Annotated in this window: 25 protein-coding genes; 7 read left to right on the top strand and 18 right to left on the bottom strand. The window is 75.8% G+C overall.

The window, feature by feature from the left end:
- Genes IEY96_RS09670 through IEY96_RS09660 form a run of 3 tightly spaced genes read left to right on the top strand, consistent with a single transcriptional unit; the run spans window position 1 to window position 4,215 of the window.
- The gene (locus IEY96_RS09670) at window positions 1-882 is read left to right on the top strand and encodes a hypothetical protein (RefSeq protein WP_189194469.1); all 882 of its coding nucleotides are present in this window, start codon (window positions 1-3) and stop codon (window positions 880-882) included.
- Window positions 875-3,547, top strand: a complete 2,673-nt coding sequence (locus IEY96_RS09665; RefSeq protein ID WP_189194468.1) for an FtsK/SpoIIIE domain-containing protein — start codon at window positions 875-877, stop codon at window positions 3,545-3,547. Before IEY96_RS09670 ends, IEY96_RS09665 begins: the two co-directional genes overlap by 8 nt.
- Complete coding sequence (locus IEY96_RS09660; protein ID WP_189194467.1) at window positions 3,544-4,215, top strand: hypothetical protein; 672 nt, start codon at window positions 3,544-3,546, stop codon at window positions 4,213-4,215. Before IEY96_RS09665 ends, IEY96_RS09660 begins: the two co-directional genes overlap by 4 nt.
- Window positions 4,216-4,384: 169 nt before the next feature.
- On the opposite strand, the gene IEY96_RS09655 is transcribed toward IEY96_RS09660, so the two are convergent.
- Together IEY96_RS09655 and IEY96_RS09650 are read right to left on the bottom strand one after the other, a co-directional pair.
- A complete protein-coding gene (locus IEY96_RS09655; protein ID WP_189194466.1) occupies window positions 4,385-5,656 on the bottom strand; it encodes a cupin domain-containing protein in 1,272 nt (423 codons plus the stop codon).
- Between the two features lie 8 nt (window positions 5,657-5,664).
- Window positions 5,665-5,955, bottom strand: coding sequence for a hypothetical protein (locus tag IEY96_RS09650; protein WP_091308928.1), 291 nt, complete (start codon window positions 5,953-5,955; stop codon window positions 5,665-5,667).
- 284 nt (window positions 5,956-6,239) lie between these two features.
- Between IEY96_RS09650 and IEY96_RS09645 the strand changes: the two genes are divergently transcribed.
- Window positions 6,240-6,983 (top strand): PIG-L deacetylase family protein, encoded by a 744-nt coding sequence (locus tag IEY96_RS09645; protein ID WP_189194465.1) that lies wholly within the window; start codon window positions 6,240-6,242, stop codon window positions 6,981-6,983.
- A 9-nt stretch (window positions 6,984-6,992) separates the two neighbouring features.
- The gene (locus IEY96_RS09640) at window positions 6,993-7,829 is read left to right on the top strand and encodes a DUF72 domain-containing protein (protein ID WP_189194464.1); all 837 of its coding nucleotides are present in this window, start codon (window positions 6,993-6,995) and stop codon (window positions 7,827-7,829) included.
- Here IEY96_RS09640 and IEY96_RS09635 read toward each other — a convergent pair.
- From IEY96_RS09635 to IEY96_RS09595, 9 genes are all read right to left on the bottom strand, one after another.
- Window positions 7,786-8,214: a DUF2267 domain-containing protein gene (locus tag IEY96_RS09635; RefSeq protein ID WP_189194463.1), complete on the bottom strand. Its 429-nt coding sequence runs from the start codon at window positions 8,212-8,214 to the stop codon at window positions 7,786-7,788. The genes IEY96_RS09640 and IEY96_RS09635 overlap by 44 nt on opposite strands.
- A gap of 295 nt (window positions 8,215-8,509) precedes the next feature.
- Window positions 8,510-9,382, bottom strand: a complete 873-nt coding sequence (locus IEY96_RS09630; protein WP_189194462.1) for a DUF72 domain-containing protein — start codon at window positions 9,380-9,382, stop codon at window positions 8,510-8,512.
- 44 nt (window positions 9,383-9,426) lie between these two features.
- Window positions 9,427-9,825, bottom strand: coding sequence for a TraR/DksA family transcriptional regulator (locus IEY96_RS09625; protein WP_189194461.1), 399 nt, complete (start codon window positions 9,823-9,825; stop codon window positions 9,427-9,429).
- A 244-nt stretch (window positions 9,826-10,069) separates the two neighbouring features.
- Window positions 10,070-10,699, bottom strand: a complete 630-nt coding sequence (locus tag IEY96_RS09620) for a nucleoside/nucleotide kinase family protein (RefSeq protein ID WP_189194460.1) — start codon at window positions 10,697-10,699, stop codon at window positions 10,070-10,072.
- A gap of 161 nt (window positions 10,700-10,860) precedes the next feature.
- The gene (locus tag IEY96_RS09615; RefSeq protein ID WP_189194459.1) at window positions 10,861-11,469 is read right to left on the bottom strand and encodes a winged helix-turn-helix domain-containing protein; all 609 of its coding nucleotides are present in this window, start codon (window positions 11,467-11,469) and stop codon (window positions 10,861-10,863) included.
- Between the two features lie 301 nt (window positions 11,470-11,770).
- The gene (locus tag IEY96_RS09610; RefSeq protein WP_189194458.1) at window positions 11,771-12,361 is read right to left on the bottom strand and encodes a winged helix-turn-helix domain-containing protein; all 591 of its coding nucleotides are present in this window, start codon (window positions 12,359-12,361) and stop codon (window positions 11,771-11,773) included.
- Between the two features lie 52 nt (window positions 12,362-12,413).
- Window positions 12,414-12,905 (bottom strand): rhodanese-like domain-containing protein, encoded by a 492-nt coding sequence (locus IEY96_RS09605; RefSeq protein WP_189194457.1) that lies wholly within the window; start codon window positions 12,903-12,905, stop codon window positions 12,414-12,416.
- 50 nt (window positions 12,906-12,955) lie between these two features.
- Window positions 12,956-13,408: a cysteine dioxygenase gene (locus tag IEY96_RS09600; protein WP_189194456.1), complete on the bottom strand. Its 453-nt coding sequence runs from the start codon at window positions 13,406-13,408 to the stop codon at window positions 12,956-12,958.
- 114 nt (window positions 13,409-13,522) lie between these two features.
- Window positions 13,523-13,900 carry a cupin domain-containing protein gene (locus tag IEY96_RS09595; protein ID WP_189194455.1) on the bottom strand — a complete coding sequence of 126 codons (378 nt, stop codon included), beginning with the start codon at window positions 13,898-13,900 and terminating at the stop codon, window positions 13,523-13,525.
- Window positions 13,901-14,022: 122 nt separating this feature from the next.
- Here IEY96_RS09595 and IEY96_RS09590 point away from each other — a divergent pair, with 122 nt between their 5' ends.
- A complete protein-coding gene (locus IEY96_RS09590) occupies window positions 14,023-14,970 on the top strand; it encodes a DUF3500 domain-containing protein (protein WP_189194454.1) in 948 nt (315 codons plus the stop codon).
- A gap of 11 nt (window positions 14,971-14,981) precedes the next feature.
- On the opposite strand, the gene IEY96_RS09585 is transcribed toward IEY96_RS09590, so the two are convergent.
- From IEY96_RS09585 to IEY96_RS09555, 7 genes are all read right to left on the bottom strand, one after another.
- Entirely contained in the window at window positions 14,982-15,731 is a 750-nt protein-coding gene (locus tag IEY96_RS09585) for a class I SAM-dependent methyltransferase (RefSeq protein ID WP_229791532.1), read from the bottom strand.
- A gap of 52 nt (window positions 15,732-15,783) precedes the next feature.
- Window positions 15,784-16,287 (bottom strand): DUF2231 domain-containing protein, encoded by a 504-nt coding sequence (locus tag IEY96_RS09580; RefSeq protein ID WP_189194452.1) that lies wholly within the window; start codon window positions 16,285-16,287, stop codon window positions 15,784-15,786.
- 76 nt (window positions 16,288-16,363) lie between these two features.
- Window positions 16,364-17,080, bottom strand: coding sequence for a GAF and ANTAR domain-containing protein (locus tag IEY96_RS09575; protein ID WP_189194451.1), 717 nt, complete (start codon window positions 17,078-17,080; stop codon window positions 16,364-16,366).
- Between the two features lie 213 nt (window positions 17,081-17,293).
- Entirely contained in the window at window positions 17,294-19,588 is a 2,295-nt protein-coding gene (gene secA2, locus IEY96_RS09570; RefSeq protein ID WP_189194450.1) for an accessory Sec system translocase SecA2, read from the bottom strand.
- A 108-nt stretch (window positions 19,589-19,696) separates the two neighbouring features.
- Window positions 19,697-21,445: an ABC transporter ATP-binding protein gene (locus IEY96_RS09565; RefSeq protein ID WP_189194449.1), complete on the bottom strand. Its 1,749-nt coding sequence runs from the start codon at window positions 21,443-21,445 to the stop codon at window positions 19,697-19,699.
- A 29-nt stretch (window positions 21,446-21,474) separates the two neighbouring features.
- A complete protein-coding gene (locus tag IEY96_RS09560) occupies window positions 21,475-22,563 on the bottom strand; it encodes a zinc-binding dehydrogenase (RefSeq protein WP_189194448.1) in 1,089 nt (362 codons plus the stop codon).
- Window positions 22,556-23,596, bottom strand: a complete 1,041-nt coding sequence (locus tag IEY96_RS09555) for a Gfo/Idh/MocA family protein (RefSeq protein ID WP_189194447.1) — start codon at window positions 23,594-23,596, stop codon at window positions 22,556-22,558. Before IEY96_RS09555 ends, IEY96_RS09560 begins: the two co-directional genes overlap by 8 nt.
- Before the next feature lie 249 nt (window positions 23,597-23,845).
- Between IEY96_RS09555 and IEY96_RS09550 the strand changes: the two genes are divergently transcribed.
- Complete coding sequence (locus tag IEY96_RS09550) at window positions 23,846-24,826, top strand: glucosyl-3-phosphoglycerate synthase (RefSeq protein WP_229791531.1); 981 nt, start codon at window positions 23,846-23,848, stop codon at window positions 24,824-24,826.
- The last annotated feature ends 59 nt before the right edge of the window (window positions 24,827-24,885 follow it).

Below are 24,885 nucleotides of genomic sequence, written 5' to 3'. Positions count from 1 at the left end.
GTGTCCATCGTCGAGGACATCGGCGCGCAGGTCCGCGCGGCCGCCGAGGAGCTGCCGCTGGCGCAGCTCGCCGCCGCGCTGCAGAAGTTCGGCCAGGCCACCGAACGGCTGCGCTGGGTGCGCCAGGAGTCGGCCAACCCCATGGGGGTGCCGGAGCTCTCCGCCGCGACCGAGCACGCCGAGACGGCCGGGTACGCGCTGCGGGTGGCGCAGGAGCAGCTGTCGGCGTACCTGGCCGCGATCGGGCTGGCCGCCGACGGGGCGCCCGCGCCGCCGGCCGCCGACCGCCGGCCGAGGCACGACCCGGCCCGCGGCGAGGTGGCGCCACCGGCGCCGGGGGCCGCGCCCGACCGGGACGAGCAGCCGGCCGTACGGCGCTGGTGGGCGGTGCGGGTGGCGGAGCTGACCGGCGGCCGGGAGGGCGCCCCGGACGAGCCGGACGAGCGGGTCGAGGACTCCCGCGAGCTGCTGCGCCGGGTGGTGACCGGGATCCGCTCCGGCGACCGGGACCGGCTGCACCGCGAGCTGCGCCGGGCGCACGCCGACGTCGGGCTGGGGCTGGCCGCGATCGCCCCGCCCATGCTGCGCGGCCTGGCCGGCGAGCTGCTCGGTCACCCGCCGCGCGCCGACGATCTGGGCCGGCTGCGCCGGGAGCTGGACGGGCGGGTCCGCGACCTGCTGCCCGGGCTGCCCCCGCCGGTGCTGGACACCCTGCTCACCCGGGTCTGCCGGATGCCTCCGCCGCGCCGCGCCGACGACCAGGAGCAGCCGCACGCCGCCGACCCGGCGGTCACCGCCGGGGTGGTCACCGGGGTGCTGCTCGACCGGCTCGGCCGGGACCTGCCCAAGGACACCGACGACCGGGAGCCGTCCCGTGGCTGACGTCCGCGCGCAACTGGTGACGCGGGTCCGGGGGATGCTCTCCGAGGCCCTGGGCGCCACCCGGAACCGGCTCGCCGCCGCCGAGGACGAGCTGGCCGCCGGCCGGGACCGGCTGGCCCGGGTGCGGCGCGCCGCCGCGGCCGTACCGGAGCGGGTGGGCGCGGCACGGGACCGCCGGCTCGCCGAGATCGACGCCCGGCACGCCGCCCGGATCGCCGAGCTGGCCCGTCGCGCCGCCGCCGCGGCCGTTCGGGAGGCCCCGGGCGCGGCGTCCGCGCCGTGGGACCGCTGGCGCGCCACGCCCGCCGGCCGGGCCGAGCCACCCGGCGCCGTCCGGATCGGCACGGTACGCATCCCCGGCGCCGAGCCGGTGCCCGCGCTGGTCCCGCTGCTCGACGCCGGGCACGTGCACCTCGCCGGCAGTGACCGGGAGGGCGTCGCCGCCGTGGTGCCCGCGCTGCTGCTGCGCTCGGTCGGCCGGGCCGACCCCGGCGCCGTCCGGCTCTTCGGGTACGACCCGGAGCACCTGGGCGGCGGGCTGGCCGGGTTCGCGCCGCTCGGCACCGCCGGGCTGCTCACCTTCGTCGGCCCGGGTGGCCTGGGCCGGCTGCTGGACGACCTGGTGGAGCAGATCCGTCGGATCAACGAGACCGTGCTGGCCGGCGAGTACGCGTCCCTGCGCGAGCTGGCCGCCGCGACGGGCCGCCGGCCGGAGCCGTGGCGGGTGGCGGTGCTGCTCGGCGGCGACGAGCTGTCCCGGCACGAGCGCGGCCAGCTGGACCGGGTGGTGCGCACCGGGGCGGCCTGCGGGGTGCACCTGGTGGTCCGCGGCATCGACCTGCCGGACGGCCCGACCGTCACCCGGGTGGTGGTCGACCCCGACGACGCCCGGATCGGCGGCCTGCCGGTGGTGCTCGACGCCCCGCCGCCGGCCGGGCTGGTCACCGAGACCTGCCGGGAGGTGGCCTCCCGGGTCAACGCCGGCCCGCCGCCGGCGCCCTTCACCGACCTGCTCCCCCCGCCCGGCGAGTACTGGCGGGAGGACTCGGCGCACGGGCTCAGCGCGCCGATCGGCGAGGGCCCGCACGGGCGGCCGGTGCTGCTCACCCTCGGCGACTACCCGCCGCACGCACTCATCGGCGGCCCGTCCGGCACCGGCAAGACCAACCTGATCTTCGCCTGGATCGGCGCGCTCGCCGCCCGCTACTCCCCCGCCGAGCTGGAGTTCTATCTGCTCGACTTCAAGGAGGGGGTGTCCTTCGCCCGGTTCGCCCAGGGCCGGCGGGACCCGAGCTGGCTGCCGCACATGCGGCTGGTCGGGATCAACGTGAACACCGACCGGGAGTTCGGGCTCGCGCTGCTGCGCTTCCTCGCCGAGGAGCTGCGCCGCCGGGCCGACGCGGCGAAGAAGCACGAGGTCACCAAGCTGGCCGAGCTGCGCGCGGTGGACCCGACCGGGCACTGGCCGCGGATCGTGGCGGTGGTCGACGAGTTCCAGGCGCTGCTCGCCGGCCGGGACGTCGTCGCCCGGGAGGCCGCCGACCTGCTGGAGGACCTGGCCCGGCGGGGCCGGTCGCAGGGCATCCACCTCGTGCTCGCCTCGCAGGACGTACGCGGCATCGAGGCGCTGTGGGGACGGCCCGCCCTGGTCGCCCAGTTCACCCTGCGTATCGCGCTGCCCAAGGCGCTGCGGATCCTGGCCGAGCGCAACGACGCCGCGCAGTCGCTGCCCCGGCACCACGCCGTGGTCAACGCCGAGTCCGGCCTGGCCGAGGGGAACGAGGTGGCCCGCATCCCCCTCGCGGGCGACTGGGAGACGTGGAGCGAACTCCAGCACCGGCTGTGGCGGATGCGCCCGCAGGACGCCGCCCCGGCCCGGCTCTTCGACGGCGACGCGATCCCGAGGCTGGCCGAGGCGCCCGACATCCGCGCGCTGACCGCCCCCGAACAGGGCGTGCCGCGCAGCCCCGTCGCGCTGCTCGGCGAGATCATCGACGTGCAGGCCCGCTCGGCGGCGCTGCGGCTGCACCGCGCCCCCGGGCGGAACCTGGCCGTGCTCGGCACCCGGGTCGACGAGGCGTGCGCGGTGCTCGACGCCGCCGCCCGCTCCCTCGCCCGGCAGTACCGCCCCGGCACCGCCCGGTTCTCCATCGCCTGCCTCGACCCGGACGCCGACCCGGCCGCCCGCGCCCTCTACGAGGACCTGGCCGACGACGCCGCCTGGTACGACGAGGAGACGGTGCCCGAGCTGATGGCCGAGGTGGGCGACGCGCTCGGCGCCCCGGGCACCCCGCAGACCCCGCACTTCCTGCTGCTCTACGCGGTCGACGCGGCGGCCGGGCAGCTCGCCGGGAAGGCTGGCCGGCGGACCGGGCTGGAGCAGCTGCGCCGGATCCTGCACGACGGGCCGGAACGGCGTACCCACGTGCTGGCCTGGTGGCGCGGGGTGGCCCGGATGCGGGTCGACCTGGGCGGGCCGGCGGCGCGCACCGACCAGATCGGCGCCTGGGTGGCGCTCGACGTGCAAGGCGCGGAGCTGGGCTCCTCGCTCTACCCGGGCACCGGCGGGCCGGACTGGTACCCCCGCCCGTGGCGGGGCCTCTACTTCGACCGGGCGGTGCACCGCACCGGACAGGTGATCATCCCTTATGGTCCGTCCCGATGAACGCACCGGTCTCCAGTGAGACGTACGCCGCCCACATCCGCCGCCTCGCCGACCTGACCGCCCGGGTGGCCGCCCAGCGCGACGAGGCGCACAGCTGGTACGCCCAGCAGGTCGCCGCCGCCGACCGGGCGGTGGCCGACGCCACCGAGCAGGTGCGGCGGGCCGAGGCGGAGGTGGCCGAGGCGCAGCGGATGGTGGAGCGGGTGGACGCCGAGGCCACCCACCTGTGGGGGCAGCTCCGGGCCCGGATCGGCGCGGGCGGCCGGCGGCTGGGCGACCCGCCCGGGCCGGCCCGCGACGCCACCGGCGACCCGGTGCCGCTGCTGCGCGGGGTACGCGAGCTGCTGGAGCGCACCCGCCAGCCGGGCGAGCTGCCCAGCTCGGCGAACCCGCTGCTGGTCGGCTGCGGGATCGGCGGCGCGCTGGTGGCGTACGCGCTGGGTGAGGGGGCACGGGCGCTGGGCGCCGGCTCCGGCGGGGACCTGGCCGTCGGCATGCCGGTGCTGGCGCTGGTGGTGACGCTGCTCGGCCCGCTGGTCGGGCTGGCGCCGGCCCGCCTGCTCGCCGACCGCCGCCACGCCCTGCTGACCCCCCGCCCGATCCTCCTGGTCGCGGCCGCCGGCCTGGCGACCACCGCCCTCCTCCTGGCCCTCACCTTCACCCGCTGACCACCCACCCCGACCCCACCCGGGCGGGGCCGGGCCGGGCCGGGCAGTCCTTGCCCCGGTGATCATGAAGTTGGCCGCGCGACACGCCGTCGGCGGCACCGCCAACTTCATGATCGTCGGGGACAGGTGGCCAGGGGCCAGGCGGGGAGGCGGGGAGGCGGGGAGGCGGTCAGGCAGGGGTGAGGACGGCTTCCTTCAGGAGGCGGCGGGCCAGGACCAGGCGGTCGGCGTCGTCGTCGAGGCCCGGTAGGTCGCCGATCCGGGTTACCTCGCCGGCGAGCAGCGCGCGAAGTGCCGGCTCGCAGGTGCCGGGCAGGGTGACGGTGCGGTCGAACAGGCGCAGCGCCACCTTGCCGTCCCCGGCCGGGGTGAGCTGCCAGCGCAGGCCGGCGCGGGGCGCGACCCGGCTGTCCGCGTCGAGCGTGGCCAGGGCGGCGGCCTGGGCGAGGGGGCGGATCGGCGCCGGGCGGGCGGCCGGCCAGGCCCGGGCGCGCAGCCGCGCGGCCACCGCGGCAGGGTCGGCCCGCAGCAGCCAGTCGCGCAGCGCCTCGACCGTCTCGGTCAGCTCCGGCTCGATGGCGTCCGGGTCGGCCACGTCGACGCCGAACGGCAGCCCGGCGCGCAGCCGGGCGTCCTCGGCGGCGAGCGCCAGCAGCTCCTCGACCAGGGCGTACCGGGTCAGCGCCCGGATGCCGACGGTCAGGTGCAGCGAGCTGGACTCCTGCGCCTGGGCGCTGTGCAGCCAGCCGCGCGGCAGGTAGAGCGCGTCGCCGGGTTCGAGCACCACGTCCAGCGCGGGCCGGCCCTCGGCGGTGGCCGAGACCTCGTCGGCCCGGCCGCCCCAGGGCTGCTTCTCCAGCGGGTCGGGCAGCACCGGAGGGTGGATCCGCCAGTGCTTGCGCCCGTCGACCTGGAGCACGAACACGTCGTGGGTGTCGTAGTGGGTGGCGAAGCCCTGGCTGCCGGCCGGGGTCAGGTAGGCGTTCACCTGCAACGGCTGGGCCAGCGCGGCGCCCAGGTCGCGGGCGAAGTCGACAAGCGCCGGCCAGGTCCGGTGCAGGCCCTGGAGGACCAGGGTGGCGCCGTCGGCGTACAGGGCCAGGATCTTCTCGTCGAGGACCTGGTCGTCGATCTCGGCGCCCGCGCCGCCGCCGCCGGTGTACCGCGCCGCCGGCACCAGCTGGCCGTCCTTGGCGACCCGCAGGAACGGGGTACGCAGGCCGCGCCGGCTGAGCAGCTCGTCGGCGTCGGCGGGGCTGAGCAGGTCGGTGAAGCCGGCCGGGTTGGGCAGCTCGGCGGCCCGGGACAGCAGCGGGCTGCGCCCCCAGTGGTCGGCGGCGAACTTGGCCGGCTCGACGGCCACGCAGCGCGCCAGGGCCTCGGTCGCGGAAGACGGAACCGCCGGGCGGCCGTGGCCACCCGGCGGGTCGATGTGCGTCATGGCGATCGTCAGGAGGCGCTGCCGTCGGCGCCGCCGTCGCGCTGGCCGGGGGTCGCACCGCCGTCGGCCGGGCCCTCCGCGCCGCCGTCCGCGCCACCGTCCTGCTGGCCCGGGGTCGCGCCACCGTCGGCCGGACCCTCCGCACCCTGGTCGGCGCCCTGGTCGGCGCCACGCTCCGCGCCCCGGTCGGCACCGCCGTCGGCGCCACCGTCCTGCTGGCCCGGGGTCGCGCCACCGTCGGCCGGGCCCTCGGCACCGCCGCCGCTGGTGGTCTGCATGTCGTCGTCGTTGAGTGCCATGGGTGCTCCCTCGGTGTGCCGCCCCGTCGTCGGGGTCCGTGTGCAGCGGGTGGTACCCCACGCCCGATCTCCTCTAACCACACCGTAGACGCCCAGGCCGGACCGCACGGACGGTTCGCCGGCCACCGGCGCGGGTCACCCGTCGCGGCAGGTCACGCCGTGGACAGCGCACGCCGCTGGCGGCGGTGGGCGCCGCGGGAGCCGCGGTCCGCGGGGGTCGCCGGGCGGCGGGCGGCCGCGTCCGGTGCCAGGATGGCGGAGAGGGAGCACGGAAGGGGGTGGCCGTGGGGCAGCCGGAGCCGTTGACGCCGCTGGCCGAGGACTGGCAGCGGGCGCTCGCCGTAGTGGCCCACCCGGACGACCTGGAGTTCGGCGCGGCCGCCGCGGTGGCCCGCTGGACCGGGCAGGGCAAGCAGGTCGTCTACTGCCTGCTCACCAGCGGCGAGGCGGGCATCGACGGGATGCCGCCGGAGCGCAGCCGGGTGCTGCGGGAGGAGGAGCAGCGGGCCTCCGCCGCCGTGGTCGGGGTGGACACCGTGGAGTTCCTCGGCCTCCCCGACGGGCTTCTGGAGTACGGCGTGGCGCTGCGCCGCGAGATCGCCGCGGTGGTGCGCCGGCACCGGCCGGACATCGTGCTCACCAACAACTTCCGGGACACCTGGGACGGGGCGTACGCGCTCAACCAGGCCGACCACATCGCCTGCGGCCGGGCCACGCTGGACGCGGTCCGCGACGCCGGCAACCGGTGGATCTTCCCGGAGCAGCTCACCGACGGGGTGCAGCCGTGGTCCCGGGTCCGCGAGGTGTGGGCGGCCGGCTCCCCGCAGGCCCGGCACGGGGTGGACGTGACCGCCAGCTTCGACCGCGGGGTGGCGTCGCTGCGGGCGCACGGGGCCTACCTGAGCGGGCTCGGCGACGGCGGTTTCGACGCCGAGGAGTTTCTCGAGGGACTGGCCCGGCCGGCCGGCAGCCGGCTGGGCGTCCGATACGGCGCCGCCTTCGAGGTCTTCCGGATCGACCTCGCCTAGGCGGCCGCGATGATCCTGGTCGGCACGTCGGGCTGGCAGTACCGGGACTGGCGCGAGCGCTTCTACCCGGCGAAGCTGCCGCAGCGGCTCTGGCTGGAGCACTTCGCCGCCCGGTTCGCCACCGTCGAGGTGAACAACGCCTTCTACCGGCTGCCCGAGCGGGACACCTTCGTGGCCTGGCGGGACCGCACGCCCGACGACTTCTGCGTGGCGGTGAAGATGAGCCGCTACCTCACGCACGTGAAGCGGCTGCGGGAGCCGGCCGAGCCGGTCGCCCGCTTCCTGGACCGGGCCACCGGCCTGGGCGACCGGCTGGGCCCGGTGCTGGTGCAACTCCCGCCCACCATGCGGGCCGACCCGGCGGCCCTGGACGCGACGCTGCGGCTGTTCCCCGCCGAGGTGCGGGTGGCGGTCGAGCCCCGGCACCCGTCCTGGTGGACCGACGACACCCGGCGCGTCCTGGAGCGCCACCGGGCGGCGCTGGTCTGGGCGGACCGGCTGAGCCGCCCGGTCACCCCGCTGTGGCGCACCACCGACTTCGGCTACCTGCGGCTGCACGAGGGTCGGGCCCGGCCCCGGCCACGCTACGGTCGGGCCGCGCTGGCCACCTGGGTACGCCGGCTGGCCACCGCCTTCCCGGCCGGCGAGCCGGCGTACGTCTACTTCAACAACGACCCCGGCGGCGCGGCCATCGTCGACGCCGTGGCCTTCGCCGGGCTGGCCCGGCGAGCCGGCCTGCCGGTCACCCGGACGCCGCCGGCCCGCCCCGCCACGTCGGCGGAACGGGCCGGGAGCGGTGTGGTCACGGGATCATCCGACCCAGGTCCTTCGGCATCGACGACTTGACGTCTTCCCATTCGCCCTGCGTCACGTGCTTGCGCAGGGTGTCCAGCACCACCTGCACCACCCGCTCGGTACCGCCCTCCACGTCGTACGGGAAGCCCTGGCGGGCCTCGTAGAGGAAGTCTTCGCGGTTCAACTTGATCGGCACGTTCTCCGGCTGCCAGCCGTCGAAGTAGACGCCCCGCAGCAGCACCGGCAACTGTTGGGCGAACTCGACACTCTGCCCCACCGGCATCCGGTCCCGCAGCAGGTGCAGCACCGTACGCATCGCCGCGTAGGACTGGTTGCGGCACTCCTTCGGCCAGCCGTACGCCGACTCGATCTCCTTGAGCATCACATTCGTCTTGTCCAGCGAGGACTCGAACGCGGAAATCATCTGCTCAGCCATCTGCCCACCCCCGTGCGTCGGTTTCCCAGCGTCGGTCGTCGGTGCGTCCCGGCGGCCCACTGGGCCCCCGCCAGAGCCGGGTCGGGCTGAACCGACCGGGCCGCCCGCCCCGCCGGGGCAGGTCGGACCTACCGACCACGTGCAGCACCCCGCCGCGGCGACGATCCGCTACGACCCGCACCGTCATGACCCACCTCCTCCTCGGCCGCGCGGTCGTGTCGGTCGACGGACCGCGCACACCGTCCATGCTGCTGGCGCATCGGGTGAGGCGGCCTCACCCGGGCCGGGTGAACCCTCAGCCGGCGTCGAGCAGGCCCGCCAGGGTGGTGGCGTTGCGCTGGGCGTAGTCGCGGTAGCAGTTGTTCATGAGCACGTGGGTCCGCTCGGCCTCGCCGGCCAGCTCGCGCAGCTTGGGCGCCCAGTCGCGCAGCTCCCGTTTCGAGTAGTCGTAGCCGAACTTCTCGTGGATGTCCTTGCTGGTCCACTTGTCGCTGTGGCCGTGGAAGCGGACCATCGCGAGGTCCGCGGTGGCTGCCAGCACCGGGGGTACGGAGGACTTGTGCCCCTGCGGCATGTCCACGCAGACGAACGGCAGTTCGTGCTGGCGCAGGAACCCCAGCGTCTCCTCGGCGTTGTCGCCGTCGAACCAGGAGGCGTGCCGGAACTCGAAGACCGGGCGCAGCGGGTCGCACCGCCGTGCCACCTCGAGCAGGTACTGCTTGTTGTCCCGCCGGATGGTGAACCAGGGCGGGAACTGGAACAGGATGGCGCCCAGCTTGCCGGCCTCGACCAGCGGGTCGAGGGCGGACAGGAACCGGGTCCAGACCTCCTCGTACGCCTGCGCCGGCAGGTCGTCCGGGTAGAGGTTCTTCTTCTCCGTCTCCGGGCGCAGGTCCTTGTAGAGCGCGGACACCCGGGTCGGGTGCCCGGTCAGCAGGCTGAACGCCTTGATGTTGAAGGTGAAGCCGGGCGGGGTGCGCTCCACCCAGAGCCGCGCGGTCCGCTCGGCGGGCGGCGAGTAGTAGGTGGCGTCCACCTCGACGAGCGGGAACTGCCGGGCGTACCAGGACAGCCGCTTCTCCGGGGTGTCGGCGCTCGCCGGGTACCAGCCGGAGTCGAGCAGGGTCGGGTCGGTCCAGGAGGCGGTGCCCACCTTGATGTCACCCATCTGGCGAGTCCACCGCTACCGGGACCGACCGGCAACCCGGGCGCTCAGGCCGCCCGCCGCTCCCGGGTCTGCTTGCAGGTCACGCAGGAGGTGGCGGACGGGAAGATCTCCAGCCGCTCCACGGGGATCGGCGCGGAGCAGCCCTCGCAGAAGCCGTAGGTGCCCTCCTCCAGCCGGGTGAGGGCGTGCTCGAACTGGGCGCGCCGGTCCAGGATGGTGCGCAGCAGGGACTGCGCGGTGTCCCGCTCGGCGGTCTTCGTGCCGCTGTCGGCCTGGTCGTCACCGGCGGTGTCGCCGACCTCGACCAGCCGGAGCACCTGGCTCTGCAGCACGGCCTGCTCGTACTCCGCGGTCAGCTCGTCGTACCGCGACTTCAGGGACTGCCGGATCTGGTCGACCTCCGCCTGGGAGCGGCCCGTGGCTGTCGTGTCGTGGACGAGCATCGCTGCCTGCCTTTCCTGGGGCCTCATACCGTTCCGGGGCGGCGAGCGCCCCGGAACGTGGTCCGATGGATGCCCGGGCGAGATCACCCGTGCCTTGTGAGCCGGGCGATTACCCGCCCGCTCCGCGGATCAAACCGGGGATTTCCGTGTTCTTCGTGGCCGTTCGTGCGCGGTTGTGCCGCTCGGACCGTGCCCGTCCCTGCCGGTCCGGCATTGGTCGTCCGGATGAGGGTGATACGTCCGGTCAGCCGCCCTCGACCAGGGCGGGGTGCCGGGGGTCGTCGGCCCGGACCACCACGTCGGCGAAGGAGGCCGGGGCGACCTCGTCGGCGTACCGGGCGAAGGCCGGCAGGGTCCAGCGCAGCTCCGGGTCGGTCCGGCGGTCCAGGGCCGCCGGGGAGAGCACCAGGTGGACGGCGACGTCGAACGGCAGGCCGCCGCCGAGCAGCAGCGCGCCGCTGACCAGGACCACCCCGCCGGGCGGCAGGTCGACGTACGGGGCGCGGCTGGCCCGGTCGGCGGCGGCGTCCCAGAGCGACGGGAGCAGCCGTCCCGAGCCGTCCGGGCCGGCCGGGTCGAGCACCTCCCGCCGCAGGCCGGCCTCGTCGACCCAGCCCTCGTAGTACGCGTCGGGGTTGGTCCGGCCGTGCTCGAGGCGGATCGAGGCCGGCCGGAGGAAGTCGGCGGTCCGGACGTGCAGCACCGGGCGGCCGGCGGCGCGCAGCGGGTCGACCAGGGCGGCGGCGAGGGCGTCCGGCTCGGCGGCCGGCGGCCCGTCCACGGCCACCCGCAGCCGGCCGGGCACGGAGATGCCGGCGAGCCGGTCGGCCAGCTCGGTGACGAGCAGCTCGGGCGTGATGGGGCGGACGCGCATCCGACCATCCTGCCCGGCCCCGGTCGACGTGGCGGGGCCGGTCCGGCTCGTCGGGGACGCAGCGGCGCGAGGTCGCGGGCGGGACGGCTCACCACGCGATCCGCCGGGCGGTCGGGGCTCCGTCCGGTGGAGGATCGGCTCGTGGCGGCCGGACCCGGGCGTCAGCCCGTGCGGTCGATGGTGACCCGGGCGTCGTCGGCGAGCCGGTAGCCGACGCCGTAGACCGTGGTGACGAGCGGGACGTCCACCCCGACCTTGCCGCGCAGCCGGCGCACGTGCACGTCGACGGTGCGGACGCCGGCGTGCTCGTAGCCCCAGACAGCATTGAGAAGTTGCAGGCGGGTGAACACCCGGCGGGGATGGGCGACGAGGTGCAGCAGCAGGTCGAACTCCAGCCGGGTCAGCGGCAGCGGCTCGCCGTCGCGGAGCACGGACCGGGACGCGGCCAGGATGTGCAGGGTGGGGATCGTCGGCGCGAGCGGGCGCCCCGGGGAGCGGCCGGGCGGCGCCGGGTCGGGGCGGCGCTCCGTCGGGACGGCACCGGTGCTGATCACGGCGTCGCCGCGTTCGAGCAGCTCACGCGCCGCGTCCAGGAGCCGGCGGGCGGCCGGGGTGAGCGACTCCTCGCAGGCCAGCGGGATGTTCAGGGTCACCGTGAGCACGGGCGCCGGGGTGCTGGCCGGGCGACGCTGGCCGCCGGGGGGACGACCCGGAACCGCGGGTTGGGACGTATGCCATCCGGCGCGCGACGAGGCGGGGCTGACCGACATGGTCCTCCTTGGCTGGTCCGGGTATCTCCCCACGGCCCGGGACGCCGCTTCATCGATGCTTCCCGGCGCCTGTGCGAGGGTCAAGGGGCGGCTGCGTTGCATGAATGTGACAATTGGCGAACACATCGCAGCCGCGTGCTCGCTCTGCGTACGAGGCCCGTTGATTACAGCAGAGCGCCGGGTTGACCCGGTACGGGGGGTCCCCGCCCGGTTCACAATGGCCGGTGCTAGCCCGTCCGCGCGCGAACGTGAACGCGGCGCACCCGGGATCCGGGTGCGCCGCGCGCCGGCCGAGGCGGCCTCAGCGCTCGCCGTCCACCACGATCCGGGCCTCGTCGGCGAGCCGGTAGCCGACGCCGTACACGGTGGTCACCAGCGGCGTGTCGACCCCGAGCTTGGCCCGCAGCCGGCGCACGTGGACGTCCACGGTGCGGGCCACGGCGTGCTCGTAGCCCCAGACGTTGGCGAGAAGTTGCCGCCGGGTGAACACCCGCCGGGGATGTTCGGCGAGGAAGAGCAGCAGGTCGTACTCGATCCGGGTGAGGGGCACCTCGACGCCGTCGTGACGGACCCGGCGGGTGCCGGTCAGGATGCGTACCGTGCCGGGCTCCTCGGCCGCGGCGGGCGGCGCGGGTGGCTCCGGCGGCGCGGCGACGCGGCGCGGGTCGAGCACCGCGCGGGCGGCCCGGTGCTCCTCGGGCCGGAGCAGCCCCTCGCCGGAGGCGGCGAGTTCGTCCAGCAGGTCGACCAGCCGGGCCAGGCCGGGCGTCAGGGCGCCGGCGCCCAGGTCGAGGGTGATGGTCAGGGTCGGTGCGGTACGCGGCCGGGGCGGGGCCGCCCAGTCGGGGCGGCCCGGCCGGGCGGGACGGGAGGTGATGGCGACGACGGACATGGGAGCCTCCTGTGCGGGCGATCGCCCCGCCCCACCGGGTGCGGCGGGGCGGTCAGCGGGGCGCCCGGCCGGCGGTGACCGGGGGCGCGGCGGACGAGGGTCGGAGCGGCGGGGTGGGGCCGAGCGTGGGCAGGCCGGCGATGCGCCAGGCGGCGAAGCCGCCCGCCACGTCGGTGGCCCGGTGCAGGCCGAGGTCCTGGAGTGCGGCGGCGGCCAGCGAGGACGTGTAGCCCTCCTGGCAGAGGACGATCACCGGCACGTCGTAGTCGACGGCCTGCGGCAGCCGGGCGGCGCAGCGCGGGTCGAAGCGCCACTCCAGGACGTTGCGCTCGACGGCGAGCGCGCCCGGCACGGTGCCGTGCGCGGCGCGCTGGCCGGCCGGCCGGATGTCCACCAGCAGCGCCCCGCCCCGGACCGCCAGGTGGGCCTGCTCGGGGTCGAGCCGGCGCAGCCGGGCGCGGGCGGCGGCGAGGATCTCGTCGATGCTCCGCGAGCCGGGCGGCGGGACCGGACAGCTCTCGGTGCGGGTGGGGGGCTGCGCCATCGTGGCGTCCTTCCGTGCGGCGGGTGTCGGGGACGGGTGTGGGGGCCGGTTCACCAGGCGAGGCCGGCCTCGGCCACCTCGGCGACCAGGATCTGCCCGGCGACGAGGCGGTAGCGGGTCATCCGGCGCAGCGCGGGCCGGTAGACGTGCACGCTGACCGCCGGCTGGTCACCCCGGTTGGTGACCACGTGGACGTGGCGGGGGCCGAAGCGCCGGCCGGCGCCGGCGGTGAGCCGGTGCGGGCGCAACCGGCCGCCGCCGACCGTCTCCTCGACGAGGGTGCCGGCGACGACCAGGAAGGCGCCCGAGGAGCCGCCGTGGTCGTGCAGGTCGGTGCCCTGCCCGGGGAGCCAGCTCAGGGCCCACACCTCGTGCTCGTCGTCGGCGGCGAGCCGCGCGTACCACCGCTCGGCGCGGTCGAAGCGCAGCGGCACGGGCCAGCGGGTCGGGTCGGCCCAGCGGGCGGCGACGGCGAGCAGGTCGGACGGGTCGGAGCTGGTCATCGGCGGGGCGTCCTCACGGTACGGGCGGCGCGTGCCCCCTCACTATAGGCTTTAAACCCTATAGGTTTAGTAGGTAATTCCGCATGCTGGGACGGCCCGGTACGCTCCGAAGGGTCAACGCAGGACGGGCGGATCCACCCGGTAGCCGGGAACCGACGGCCAGCGCACGGTGAGCACCACCGACTCGCGCTCGGCGTACCAGGAGTGGTCCACGCCCCGGCCCCAGACCACGTAGTCGCCGGGGGCGCGCAGCACCACGGTGCGGTCCGGCAGCTCGATCCGGAAGGCGCCGCTGATCAGCACCAGCAGGGCGGTACGCCGCTCGCCGGTGGCCCACTGCGAGCGGGTCTCCCCCGCCGGGTGCACACCCCACTTCACCTCGACCTCGGTGCTGTGCCGGACGTCGCCGAGCGGCTTGAAGTGGCCCAGCAGCCAGCCCGCGTCGGTCGCCCCGTCCACCGCCGCGTTGCCGACGTACACCCGATCGTCCATCCACGCCTCCCGTGCCGGCTCGGCAAGCTACCAGGCGGGGGACGCCCTTCCGGCCAGGGCCCATCGGCACCGAGGTGCCGGCGCGCCCTACGCGGCGGGCGGCGGGGCGGTATACAGGTGCGGTGGAGGATCCCCTACCCGAGCAGATGCGCGCGGCGGCCGGCGCGCTGCTGGCCGCGCTCGACGAGCCGGCCCGGCAGCGGGCCCGGCACGACTTCGACGACGAGCCGGCCCGCCGGTGGCTGGAGTACCGGCCCCGGCCCCGGCCCGGCGCCAGCCTCGCCGACCTGGACGTCACCGCCCGCAAGGCCGCCCACCGGCTGCTCGCCACCGCGCTCAGCCCCGCCGCGTACGCCCAGGCCATGGCCGTGGTGGCGCTGGAGGAGGTGCTCGACCGGGCGGAGGGCTGGCGGCGCGGCCGGCACAGCGGCGACTACTGGGTGGCCGTCTTCGGCGACCCGGCGCGCGACGACCGGTGGGCGTGGCGGTTCGAGGGTCACCACCTGTCGGTGAGCATGACGGTGGTCGACGACCAGGTCTCCCCCGCCCCGATCTTCCTCGGTGCCAACCCGGCCACCGTCCGGCACGCCGGCCGGCCGGTCTCCCGGCCGCTCGGGCCGGAGGAGGACCTGGCCCGGGAGCTGCTCGACGCGCTCGGTCCGGCGGGCCGGGCCGCCGCGGTCGTGGCCGACGAGGCGCCGGCCGACATCATCAGCGCCACCCGGCCCGGCGCACCCGGGCGGCTCGACCCGCTCGGCGTGCCCCGGGACCGGCTCACCCCGACCGGCCGGGCGCTGCTCGACCGGCTCGTGGCGCTCTACCTGGACCGGCTCCCGCCGGAGCTGGCCGCCCGGGAGGCGGGCCGGCTGGCGGGCGGCGAGCTGCACTTCGCCTGGGCCGGCCCGGTCGGGCCGGGGCAGCGGCACTACTACCGGATCCAGGGCGACGACCTGCTGATCGAGTACGACAACACCACCGAGGACGGCAACCACGCGCACACCGTGCTGCGCCGCCCGGCCAGCGACTTCGGCGCCGACGTGCTGGCCGCCCACCACGGCGCCGCGCACTGACGCCGGGCGGTTCAGGGGCGCCGGGCCTCGATGAGGAAGCGCCGGGCGTGCGCCACGAACGGCCCCTCGACGCGGATCCGCTCGTGCAGGCGGCGCAGCTCGGCCCGGTAGCGGTCGACGGTGAAGGCGGGCACGGTCCAGACCACCTTGCGCAGGAACCAGACCACCGCGCCGACGTCGTGGAAGACGGTCCGCAGGGTGGCCGTGCGCAGGTCGACCACGGTCAGCCCGGCGGCCTCGGCGGCGGCGACCGCCTGCTCCGGGTGGCGACTGGACGGCGGCGGCAGCGGCCCGAGGATGGCCTCGCTCAGCTCGCGGACGGTGCCGGCGCCGATCTGCTGGGACAGGTAGCCGCCGCCGGGGCGCAGCACCCGGGCGATCTCGTCCCACCAGGTCTGCACCGGATGCCGGCTGACCACCAGGTCGAACGAGGCGTCGCGGAACGGCAGCGGCGGCCGGTCGGCCACCTGGACCACGGCGGCCCCGATCCGGCCGAGCGTCCGCCGGGCGACCGGCACGTTCGGCGGCCACGCCTCGGTGGCGACCAGCAGCGGCGGCGGGGCGGGGACCTCGGCCAGCACCTCGCCCCCGCCGGTGTCGATGTCCAGGGCGGCGTGGACGCCGGCCATCCGGGCGCCCACGAGGCGGGCGTAGCCCCAGGGTGGGCGCTCCTCGGTGGCCCGCCCGGCCAGCCAGGCGAAGTCCCAGCCCTCGACCGGCGCCGCCGCGCCCTCGGCGATCAACTCGTCGGCGTTCCGCACCGTGCTCACCGGCAGAGCCTGGCGGCCGGGGGCGGCCGGCGGCAAGGCGTTTTCAGGCCTTCGGGCGGATGATCTCCACGGTGGCGCCGGGAATGTCGCGGAGCGCCTCGAAGCCGGCCCGCTCGGCGGCCCGGCCCCGGTCGAACTGGCGCATCAGCCGGGCGCCCAGCCACACGCCCACCGAGCCCACGGCCAGCGCGAGCAGTTCGGTGGCCACCTCGCCGCCGGTCGCGCCGCGCTGCGGCGCCCGCGCCCGGATCAGGCAGGTGACCAGGAACAGCCCCGCCATCGCGGCGTTGACCAGGTTGAACGTGATCGCGGTCCGGCGGGTCCGGTCGGCCCGCACGTCCCACAGGTCGACCATCCCGGCGACCGCCGTGAGCGCGGCGGCGACCAGCGCGGCGACCGCCGTCCAGTAGCCCACCTCGCCGAGGAAGGCCGGGCCGCCGGCCACGTCGGCCAGGTCGAAGACCGCGGCGCTGACGAAGAGTCCGAACGGGAACGTCACCAGCATCGGTTGGATCGGATGGCCCTGCACGCGCAGCCGGCTCTCCATCGGTTCCTCCCCAGGTCGGATCAGCTCACCAGTCCAGGGTGCTACCCGAGGCCCACCGGGGCGAAACGAATGTCGCTCAGTTGTCCCGGGGCCGGGAGACGGTGAGCACGAGCCGCTCGGCCACCTCGCGCAGCGGTATGTCCAACGAGGACGCGGCGCTGCGGAGCACGTCCAGCGCCTCCGGGGCGGGACAGCCGCGCTGCGTCATGATCACGCCGACGGCCTGCCCGACGACCCCCTTCGCCAGCAGCGCGGTGTCGAGCTGGCCGGCCCGGGCGGCCTGCCGCTCCCGGTCCCGGGCGGCGGCCAGCAGCAGCCCGGCGTGCTCGGCGAGCAGCATGGCGGTGAGCTGGTGCCGGGGGGTGAGCGCGCCGGCCGACTCGGCGTAGAGGTTGATGGCGCCGATGACCTGCTCGTCCACGTCCACGGGCGCGGAGATCACCCCGTGCACGCCGAGCCCGCGGGCCCGCTCCGTCCAGGCCGGCCACCGTGACGTCGCGGCCAGGTCGGCGGCGGTGATCATCTCGCGCCGACGGATCGCGGTCATGGCCGGCGTGTCCGGGCCGTGCCGCAGGTCGTCCAGCTCCGCCCGAGCCGGGTCCGAGGCGGCAACCCCGGCGGGCTCACCGGCCCGCAGCGCCGTGAAGCCGCAGCAGTCCACCCCCGGTACGGCGTCCCGGGCGATCCGGACCAGCCGGTCCAGCGCCTCGTCGAAGCCGGCGACCGCGATGAGGCCGGCGGTCAGCTCCCGCAGCAGCGCGGCGGTCTCCAGCACCCCGAGCGTATCGATCATGAGCTCCCGCGTGTCGAGGTTCACCGGGCCACGGCCTCCGCCACCGCCGCGCCCGTCCACGCGGTGTGCCCGTCCGGCGCCGTTGCCTGTCCCATGATTCACTCTCTCCCTGACTCGAAGCCCCGGCCTACTACCCTCGCAAACCGGGATCGAAACCGCGCAAAGGGGTCCCTTCCGGCGCGGTACGCACCGGAAGGGACCCCTCGCGGACGGTCAGCGGGAGCCGGAGATGAGCCGCCGCCCCACCGAGGCGATCAGCCGGTCCAGCTCGGAGCCGAACGGGTTGTCGTGCACCAGGTAGGTCCAGGTGGCGGTCGGCCGCACCAGCTTGGCGGCGTCCGGCTCCCACCCGTCCTCGAACTCGGTCTCCTCGAAGGTGGCGATCGTGCGCGCCTCGATCTCGGGGATCAGCGCGTTGAACGCCGGCACCGCGCTGCGGTGGAACTCGTCCAGCGGGTCGAGGCGACCCAGCGCCCGCAGGTGCACGCCCTCGCGCACCTCCGACAGCTCGGCCAGGTGCTCGGCCCAGAGCCGGTCCAGGTGGTAGAGGGCGATCGACCGGGCCACCTCGGCCAGCAGGTCCTCGTCCATCTCGCCGGCCTTCTCCGGCACCCGCTCCAGCAGCATCAGCGCGGCGATGTCGCTGGTCAGCAGCCGCTCGCGGCGCTCGGCGAGCGCCTTGCGCTGCTGCTCGATCACCACGCTGTAGCGCCAGGTGTTGCGGTGGATCTCGTGGTTGACGCCCTCGGCGACCCGCTGGGCGTGCTCCACCGCGTAGTCGACCTGCGGGTCGGTGACCAGCCCGTCGGCGTTCATCCGGGGCGACGGCGGGACGGTGTCGCCGGCGTGCCGGACGACCAGGTCGTCCTCCAGGCTGACGAGGAAGACCGAACCACCCGGGTCGCCCTGCCGGCCGGCCCGGCCACGGAGCTGGTCGTCGACCCGGCGGCTGTCGTGCCGGCCGCTGCCGATCACGTAGAGGCCGCCCAGCTCGGCGACCCGCTCCCGGTCGGCCTGGTCGCTGCCGCCGAGCCGGATGTCCACGCCCCGGCCGGCCATCTGGGTGGAGACGGTCACCGCGCCGTACGCGCCGGCCTCGGCGATGATCCCCGCCTCCTCGTCGTCGTTCTTGGCGTTGAGGACGACGCAGGGCACCCCGGCGGCGTGCAGGCCGGCCGCGAGGCCCTCGGACTCCTTGACGTCGAGGGTGCCGACCAGCACCGGGCGGCCGGCCTCGTGGCAGCGCCTGATCTCGTCGATCAGCGCCTCCTCCTTCTCGGCCCGGGTGGCGTAGATCCGGTCCGGCTCGTCCTCGCGGATGCACGGGGTGTTCGGCGGGATCACCGCCACCTCGAGGCCGAAGAACTCGCGCAGCTGGTCGCCGACGAGGACCGCGGTCGCGGTCATCCCGCAGACCATGGGGTAGAGCGCGATGAACGCCTGCACGGTGATGGTGCCGAGCACCTCACCCTCGGCGGTCGCGTCCAGGCCCTCCTTGGCCTCGACCGCCGCCTGGAGCCCGTCCGGCCAGCGGCGACGCTGGGCCACCCGGCCGCGCATCTCGTCGATCAGCTCGACCGACTTCTCCCGGACGATGTAGTCGACGTCGCGGTGCAGCAGGGCGTGCGCGTGCAGCGCCACGTTGACCGCGGAGAGCTGCGCGACGTGCTCCTCGTCGTAGAGGTCGATGCCCCCGAGCTTCGCCTCGACGGTGGCCAGGCCCGCCGAGGTGAAGGCGACGCTGCGGCCGTCCTCGGCGATCGTGTAGTGCCGGCCCTTGCGCAGGCCCCGGACCAGCGCGGCGGCGGCGTGCACCGGGTCCTGCTCGCCGGGGACCGCGCCGGCCAGGACCATCGGCACCCGGGCCTCGTCGATGAGGATGGAGTCGGCCTCGTCGACGATCGCGGTCTTCAGCGCCGGCTGGACCCGGTCGGCCAGGTCGGTGACGAGCTGGTCGCGGAGGAAGTCGAAGCCGGCCTCGCTGACCGACACGTAGGTGACGTCGCAGGCGTAGGCGGCGTGCCGCTCCTCGGGGGTGGACGCCTCGTTGACCCAGCCGACGGTGAGCCCGAGCAGGGTGTAGACGGGGCCCATCCACTCCGCGTCGCGGCGGGCCAGGTAGTCGTTGACGGTGAGCACGTGCACCGGGCCGTTGCCCATCCGGACGTGCCCGTACGCGGCGATGGTCGCGGTGAGCGTCTTGCCCTCGCCGGTGGCCATCTCGGCGACCTTGCCGGAGAGCAGCGCCATGGCGCCGAGCAGCTGGACGTCGTACGGCCGCTGGTCGAGGCCGCGGCGGGCCGCCTCGCGGCCGATCGCACAGATCTCCTCGTAGCCCGCGGCCTGCCCGGCCGCCTCGGTCAGCTCCGCGTCGGAGAGCTTCTCCAGCTCCGCCTCGCGGGCCTCGATCGCCGGCAGCAGCTTCTCCAGCGGGGCCAGGTCGACCGTCGTCCCCGGGCGCTCGAGGAACCGCCGGAACCTGCTCTTCAGACGTTGCGACACACCCATGAGCGGCAACGGTACGCGAACCGGAGCCGATTGTGACCCCCGCCCGGCGCGGGTGCCGGGCCGTGTCCGGATTGCGACCTGTTTCCGCAGGTCAGGGCTTTTTGGCGATCATCCGACGAGGAGCTGGTGGGTGGCCAGCTCGCGATAGAGCGGGCTGGTCGAGGTCAGCTCGTCGTGGGTGCCGACGGCGACCACCCGGCCGCCGTCCAGCACCACGATCTGGTCGGCGTCCACCACGGTGGAGAGGCGGTGGGCCACGATCAACAGGGTGCGGCGCACCGCGACGGCGTCGATGGCCCGGCGCAGCGCGGCCTCGTTGCGGGCGTCGAGGTTGCTGGTCGGCTCGTCGAGCAGCAGCACCGGCGGCCCGGCCAGCAGCGCCCGAGCGATGGCCAGCCGCTGCCGCTCCCCGCCGGAGAGCAGCACGCCGCCCTCCCCGACCTGCACGTCCAGCCCGTCGGCCGTCCGTTCGGCCAGGTGCCCGAGGTTGACCTCGTCGAGCACGGCGAGCAGCCGGTCGTCGGTGGCCTCGGGCGCGGTGATCAGCAGGTTGTCCCGGAGCGTGCCGGCGAGCACCGGCGCCTCCTGCTCAACGTAGCCGAGCCGGGCCCGCAGCGCGTCCCGGGGCAGGTCCCGCACGTCCACCCCGTCCAGGCGCAGCGCGCCCCCGGTCACCTCGTAGAAGCGCTCGACCAGGGCGAGCAGGGTGGACTTGCCGGCGCCCGACGGGCCGACCAGGGCGGTGCGGGTGCCGGCCGGCACCGTGAAGCTCACCTCGTGCAGCACCGGGGGCCCGCCCGGGTAGCCGAAGCCGACCCGGTCGAACTCCACCGCCGCCGGCCCGGTCGCGGCGGGCCGGGCGGTCACCGGGCCCGGCGGGTCGTCCGCCCCCTCCCCCGGCACGGCGAGGATCTCCTCGATCCGGGCCAGCGCGCCGAGCCCGCTCTGCAACTGGGTGTACGCGTGCACCGCCTGCCCCAGCGGCAGCACCAGGAAGAACAGGAACATCACGAAGGCCACCAGGTCGCCCACGCTGATCGCCCCGGCCGCTACCCGGGCCCCGCCCACGGCCAGCACCAGCAGGAACGCACCCTGGACGGTGACCGTGCTGGCCGGACCGACCACCGCCTGGGCCCGGGCCACCCGCAGCCCGGCCGCGTACGCCTCGGTCGCGCTCCGCGTCACGGTGTCCGTCTCCCGCCGCTCGGCGCGGCTGGCCCGGATGGTCCGGGCCGCCGAGATGGCCCGCTCGACGGCGGAGGTCATCTCGCCGACCCGTTCCTGGGCCTGGCGGGCCAGCCCGCGCACCCGCCGGGCGACGGTGAGGGCGAAGCCGACGCCGACCGCGACGGCGGCCAGGGTCACCCCGAACAGCAGCGGGTCCAGCAACAGCATGGCGGTGCCGGCGCCGAGCACCATGACCGCCCCGGTGACGGTCTCGAAGAGGCCGGAGGTGACCACCGCCCGCAGCAGCGTGGTGTCGGCGCCGACCCGGGACAGCAGGTCGCCGGTGCGGCGCCGGTCGTACTCGGCGATGGGCAGCCGCAGCACGTGGCCGGCGAGCCGCCGCCGGGTGCCCAGCACGAGGCCCTCGGCGGTGCGCTGGAGCAGGTAGTCGCGGAGCCCGCCGAGCAGCGCGCCGACCACCACGAGCGCCACCAGGGCGACGACCAGCCCGGCGGCCGGTCGGCCGGCGGTGATCCGGTCCAGCACGCCCCGGGTGAGCAGGGGCTGGGCCAGCGCCGCCCCGGCGCCGGTGAACGACAACGCGCCCACCGCGACGAGGGTGCCGCGGTGGGCGCGCAGGTACGGCAGCAGGGCGGCGAGCCCGGGCGGGCTCCCGGCTTCGGTGGTCATGGCAGCACGGTAACCGGGCGCGCCCAGGCTCAGCCGGTGAGCACCACCTGCAGCTCGGAGCGGCGCCGCTCGGCCAGGTCGGTGAGCAGCGCCGGCGCCTCCTCCAGCGGCACCACCGCGGAGACGAGGTGCTTGCGGATCAGGTCGCCGTACTGGCGCAGCAGCTCGATGGTCTCCGCGGAGAGCCGCTCCCGGTCCCAGGTCGGGGCCAGCCCGCGTGGCACCCGGCCGATCTGGGCGCAGCGCAGCGACAGCCCGTTGTGGTGGAACTCCTCGCCGAGCCGGACCGCGTCCGCGCCGGCCTGGTAGAACGCCAGGTCGATCACGGTGCCCTGGGGGCGCAGCAGGCGCAGCGCGAGGTGGAGCGCCCAGTCCTGGCCCCGGCACTGGAAGACCACGTCCGCGCCCCGGTCGCCGGCGGCGTGGTTCCAGCGGGTCTTCAGCACCACGGCCGGGTCGTCGGCGTCCGGGTCGAGGGTCTCCAGGCCGAGCGCCTCCGCCACCTCGCGCCGGGCCGGGGTGGGGTCGAGGACCACCACGGAGGCGGCACCGTGCCGCCGCGCGAACAGCGCGGTGAGCAGCGCGACCACCCCGCTGCCGACCACCGCCACCCGCCGGCCGCGCACCCCGTCGCCGAGCGAGCGGACGTCGGTGCCGCACAGGTCGGCGGCGGCGTGCAGCAGGCCGTTGGCGCAGATCGGGCCCATGTGCGCGACGTAGACGCCGAGCACCGGGTCGAGGTCGTCGGGCAGCGGCACGAACCGCTCGGCGACCGGGTCGGCCACGTACCCGCTGCGGTGGCCGTACGTCATGGCGCCGACCGTGCCCACGGCGACGGCCGGGGTGCGGCTCTCCACCACCCGGCCGACCTGCATGTAGCCGAGCCGGGTGACCGGGTACGGCGTGCTGGCCTCACCGGGTTGGAAGAGCCCGAGGTCGGCGTTCCACGTGACGTGGAGGTAGGGGTTGGTGCCCTTGACGTAGCTCAGCTCGGTGCCCGCGGACACCCCGCTGTAGAGGGTCTCCACCCGGAAGGTGCCCTCCCGCAGCTCGGCCGCGTCCTGCTCGACCAGCTCGACCCGGCCCGGCCCGCTGACCACCACCACCCGGTCACGCATCGATCGTCACCCCCGTCGGCTCGGCCGGCGTCGCGTCGGCGACGGCGGCGGTGAGACGCGCGGCCGGCCCGGTGGGCAGCGCCACCGCCCGCCCGGTACGCGCCGACTCGGCCACCGCGAGGGCCAGCCGCTGGGTGCGCAGCGCCTCGGCGTACGGAACCCGGACGTCGTCACCGATCCCCCGGACGGCGTCGACGAAGGCCCGGTCGACGGCGATCCGGGCGCCGTCCGGGTCGGCGGGCAGGTGCCGCTCGCCGTCGGCGTCGCAGATGGTCAGGCCGTCCTCGGCCAGCGACAGGGCCAGCCCGTCGGCGAGGATCTCCAGCCCGGCCCGGTGCTTCCAGCCGAGCACGCAGGCCGCGGCGAGGGTGCCGACCGCGCCGGAGGCGAAGCGCAGGGTGGCCGCGGTGACCGAGTCGATGTCCGCGCCCTCCACCGGCGGCGGGGCGCCGTCGCCGTACGCGGTCACCTCGGTCGCCTCGCCGACGAGGAGCCGGACCAGGTCCAGCACGTGCGCGGCCTGCTCGACGACCGGGCCGCCGGACCGGTCCTGCCGCGCCCACCAGGCGACCGGCGGCACCTTGTCCAACCAGGCTCCGTTGACCATCCGCACCGGACGGTCGGCGAGCAGTTGCCGGGCCTCCTCCACCACGTGCAGGTAGCGCCAGTGGTGGCCGACCCCGGTGAGCAGGCCGCGCCGCTCGACCAGCGCGGCGACCCGCTCGGCGGTCTCCAGGTCCACCGCCACCGGCTTCTCCACGAACATGGGCACCCCGGCGTCGATCACCGCCTCCTCGACCGGGCCGTGCGCGAACGGCGGCACGCAGACGTAGACCGCGTCCGGGCCGGCGGCGAGCAGTTCGTCCACGTCGCGGAAGGTCCGGGCGCCGTGCGCGCCGGCGAGCGCCTCCGCGGCGTCCGGGGCGACGTCGGTGACCCCGATCAGTTCCACGTCGTCGAAGCCCGTCAACACCCGGGCGTGGCGTTGCGCCACCCCGCCGGCTCCGACCAGTCCCACCCGGCACGCGCGCATATTCTCGTCCCTCTCACCGCTACGACAGACTGCCGAGAGCACTCCCCGGGCGGCCCCGTGGTCAAACGCGGACGGGCGCGCAATCAAACGTTCACCGGGCGGGAACCGGCCGGTACCCAGGGCGTGATCAAGCTGTTAGGCATGATCCGGTTAGCGCGGGCGCCGAACTGGGAAAACCAGAAGCCCGTGGTTCCGCCACAACCTGGGGGTGTGCCTGTGCGGGATACAGATTCGATCGTCTCACCTGTGGTGGAGGCCTGGGCCACCTACCGCACCACGTCCGCCGAAAACTGGCCGACCCGGCGCCTGCTGCGGGCGAAGGGCGCGAGCCGGGTCAGCGTGGTGCTGCCGGCGCGCAACGAGGAGGCGACCGTCGGGGCGATCGTGTCGACCATCCGGGAGCACCTCATGGACCGGGTGTCGCTCGTGGACGAGCTGATCGTGGTGGACTCCCGGTCCACCGACCGGACCGCGCAGGTGGCCCGGGCGGCCGGCGCCGAGGTGGTCAGCCAGGACGCGATGACGCGCGGGCTGCCCCGGCTCACCGGCAAGGGTGACGCGCTCTGGGCCGGGCTGGCCGCCGCCGAGGGCGACGTGGTCGCGTTCATCGACGCCGACCTGCGGGAGTTCCGGCCGCACTTCGTCACCGGGCTGCTCGGGCCGCTGCTCACCGACCCGTCGGTCGACTTCGTGAAGGGCTTCTACCACCGGCCGCTGGTCGGGGCCACCGGGGTGGAGGCCGACGGCGGGGGCCGGGTGACGGAGCTCATGGCCCGGCCACTGCTCAACCTGTTCTGGCCGGAGCTGGCCGGCTTCGTGCAGCCGCTCGCCGGCGAGTACGCGGGCCGCCGCGACGTGCTGGAGCGGGTGCCCTTCGTCTCCGGCTACGGCGTCGAGACCGCCATGCTCATCGACCTGCTCGAGCTGGTCGGGCTGGACGCGCTGGCCCAGGTGGACCTGGGTGAGCGCAAGCACCGCCACCAGGACACCGCGGCGTTGGGCCGGATGTCGGCGCAGATCATGCTGACCGCCTGGTCCCGGTTGCAGCGGCGCGGCTGGGCGGTGCCGGGCCTGGAGCCGACCGCCCTGCTGACCCAGTTCCGGCGGGGCGGTTCAGAGGCGCTGCCCAACCTGGACCGCGAGATCGTGGTGAGCGACGTCTCGATCGAGGAACGGCCGCCGCTGGCGCAGCTGCGCCATCGGGTGCCGCGGCGACGGGTCGCGGCGTGAGCGCGGGAACCGGGACGACGCCGTGAACCACCTGAGCGCCGCCGAGGAAAGGGACAACG

It is taken from the genome of Micromonospora fulviviridis, from assembly GCF_014648395.1.
Taxonomy (GTDB): Bacteria; Actinomycetota; Actinomycetes; order Mycobacteriales; family Micromonosporaceae; genus Micromonospora; species Micromonospora fulviviridis.
The sequence above is the reverse complement of the archived record's forward strand: the minus strand, read 5'-3'. Positions and strand labels throughout refer to the sequence as shown.